Here is a 2,774-nt window from a genome sequence, read left to right as displayed (position 1 = left end):
GGGCTGGGGGAGGGCGAGGAGTGCCCTGCCGGCCTCCACGGCCCCGCCGGGGGCCGTGGAGGGGCGGCCCCGGCCCGGAGTCGTGCGCGTGGGCGTGCCGCCGGGGCGGCGGGTGTCGTGTCGGACCGGCGGGCGGGTGCCGGGGTGGCGCCGAGTCCTGGTCATGACCTTGTTCATGGGAGGTCCCCGTTCCGTGAACCGACCGCCCAGGGGATACCGGTCGGTAACTTCGTGGTTGGGGATCTTGTACGGGGCCGGGAGCGGGTGCCGCAACGAAGGCGGGCCCGCCTCCGAGCGCCTGGAATCTTCACCTATCAGAGTGATCCCGAGGGGCGGAACTCTTGGGGACACGGGGGTGTACCGGGTGATTCGGGAGCGGCGGGTGGACGCCGCGCACGGCGCGGGTGGGGACCCGATGGGGGACACCCGCACGTATCCTTGGGTGACTCACCGGAGATGCGGGACCACGGACCGGGCGGGACCGGTCCTGCGGAAACCCCCGTGTCCTTCCGGTGGCCCTTCCCGACTACGAAAGCGGCTCGTCATGCGCGTCTACGTCCCCCTGACCCTTCCCGGTCTCGCCGCGGCGTACAAGACGGGTGAGCTGGGAGAGGGAGCGTTCGTCGCGTACGCCGTCACGCCCCCGCTGCGCGAGTGGTACCTCTCCGACGACATCGAGGAGCTCGAGTACGCGGCCCTCAACCGCGCCGCCCTCGCCTCGCTGCGGCTCCTCGCCGTGGAGCCCGGGGTGGCCCGGCGGCGGGTCGTCGTCGCCGTCGATGTCGCCGACGGTGCCGCCGTGGCCGACCCCGACCGCGGGCTCGACCCCGCGGCGCTCGGGGAGGTACGGGTCGCCGGTCCGGTCCCGCTTTCCAAGGCGGCGGCCGTCCACGTCGACTCCGACGACGCCGAGAACGACGTGGCCGCCGCCGCGGACGCGCTGGGCGCGGCCGACCAGGGGGACGACGACGCCCAGTTCACCGTGGACGGTGCCGAGGACCACGAGTTGCTGTGGTACGCGACGCAGGAGATTCCCAACCTGGTGGGGCTGGGGGACTGACCCCGGGTGCCGTAGGTTTCCGCGACATCCCCTTCCCCGCCACCGGTGTGCGGGAGCCCGTCACCGGCGTGCGGTGGGCGGTCACGGTGCGTTGTCAGTGGTGCCGGGTACGTTCTTGGTATGGGGAAGAACGGAGCAGCGCACATCGTCTGGGACTGGAACGGGACCCTGTTCCACGACAATGAAGCGATCATCGGGGCGACGAACGCGGCATTCGCCGAGCTGGGTATCGAGCCGCTCACACTGGAGCAGTACCGGGCGTTGTACTGCGTGCCGGTGCCGAAGTTCTACGAGCGGCTGATAGGGCGGCTGCCGACGGACGAGGAGTGGGAGATCATGGACGGGATCTTCCACCGTTACTACCTGGAGCACCGCACGGACTGCGAGCTCACCGAGGGCGTGCCGACACTGCTCGCGGACTGGCGGTCGGCGGGGCACAGCCAGTCGATCCTCAGCATGTACGGGCATGAGGACCTGGTCCCCCTGGTGAAGGGGTTCGGGATCGAGCCGCACTTCATACGGGTCGACGGGCGGACCGGGCCGTCCGGAGGCAGCAAGGCCGAGCACATGGTGCGGCACGTGGGCAGGCTCACCGGTGTTGAGCCCTCCCGGGTGGTGGTGATCGGGGACGCTGCCGACGACGCGGTCTCCGCGCGGCACGTGGGCGCCCAGGCCGTGCTGTACACCGGGGGCTCCCACAGCCGCGCCAGCCTTGAGGAGGTGGGCGTGCCCGTGGTGGACACCTTGGCGGAGGCGGTCGCGGAGGCGGAGCGGTTGGCGGCCTGACGGCTGCCGACGGCTGAGCGGTGAGGCGGCTGACGGCAGCGGCCGCTGCGGAAGATCCGCAAAAGCTCAGGCAGGCCACTGCGGCCGACGACGGCTGAGCGGCGGGCCCAGCGTTCCGCTCGCCGCCGCCCCGGGAGTCCGGTCAGGTCCGGTCAGGTGTGGTCACGTCACCTCAGTTCAGGTCACGGGCGCCTTGGCCCGTAGGACCGTGAGGAACTCTCGCATCCAGCGGGAGTGGTCCGGCCAGGCGCGGGACGAGACGAGGGTGCCGTCGACCACGGCCTCCGCGTCCTGGAACGTGGCGCCGGCGGCCTGCATGTCCAGTTCCAGCGCCGGGTACGCCGTGACGCGGCGGCCGCGCAGGCCGTCCACGGCGGCGGTCAGCAGAGGGCCGTGGCAGATCTGGGCGACGGGTTTGTCCGTGTCGAAGAAGGACTTGAGGATCTTGCGGAGTTCGGGGTCGTTGCGGAGGTACTCGGGGGCGCGGCCTCCTGGGATGACGAGGGCGACGTACTGGCCGGGGTCGACCTCGGAGAAGGCGAGGTCGGCGGGCCAGGTGTAGCCGGGCTTCTCGGTGTACGTGTCGAAGCCGGGTTCGAAGTCGTGGACGACGAACTGGAGCTTCTTGCGGGCGGGGGCCGCGATGTGGACGTCGTAGCCCTCCTCGCGGAGGCGTTGGTACGGGTACAGGACCTCCAGTGACTCCGCCGCGTCGCCGGTGACGATCAGGATCTTGGCCGACATGTCGCTGCGCTCCCCTCAGCCGTGGTGGGCGCCCTCTGCCGGGCGTCATGGGCAACGTGCCTCGGGAGAGAGGCCTTGCCAAGGGTGCGCGCGAGCCACAGGGACCCAGAGCGTGGGTGACTGCTCCGAGGCTGCGACCCCAGACCCCAACCCCACTATCGGCCCGAACGGGTTCGTCCTCAAA

The 2,774-nt window shown here is 71.2% G+C and carries 3 protein-coding genes; 2 read left to right on the top strand and 1 reads right to left on the bottom strand.

Annotated features, from left to right (window positions below; genetic code table 11):
• Positions 1 to 544 precede the first annotated feature (544 nt).
• Positions 545 to 1,060 (top strand): DUF6912 family protein, encoded by a 516-nt coding sequence (locus FPZ41_RS45950; protein ID WP_152870790.1) that lies wholly within the window; start codon positions 545 to 547, stop codon positions 1,058 to 1,060.
• A 120-nt stretch (positions 1,061 to 1,180) separates the two neighbouring features.
• Complete coding sequence (locus FPZ41_RS45945) at positions 1,181 to 1,846, top strand: HAD family hydrolase (RefSeq protein ID WP_152870788.1); 666 nt, start codon at positions 1,181 to 1,183, stop codon at positions 1,844 to 1,846.
• A 177-nt stretch (positions 1,847 to 2,023) separates the two neighbouring features.
• On the opposite strand, the gene FPZ41_RS45940 is transcribed toward FPZ41_RS45945, so the two are convergent.
• Entirely contained in the window at positions 2,024 to 2,590 is a 567-nt protein-coding gene (locus tag FPZ41_RS45940) for a DJ-1/PfpI family protein (RefSeq protein WP_131572248.1), read from the bottom strand.
• Between the last annotated feature and the right edge of the window lie 184 nt (positions 2,591 to 2,774).

This window comes from Streptomyces acidicola, assembly GCF_009377235.1.
Taxonomy (GTDB): Bacteria; Actinomycetota; Actinomycetes; order Streptomycetales; family Streptomycetaceae; genus Streptomyces; species Streptomyces acidicola.
This window is presented reverse-complemented; position numbering and strand designations above follow the sequence as displayed.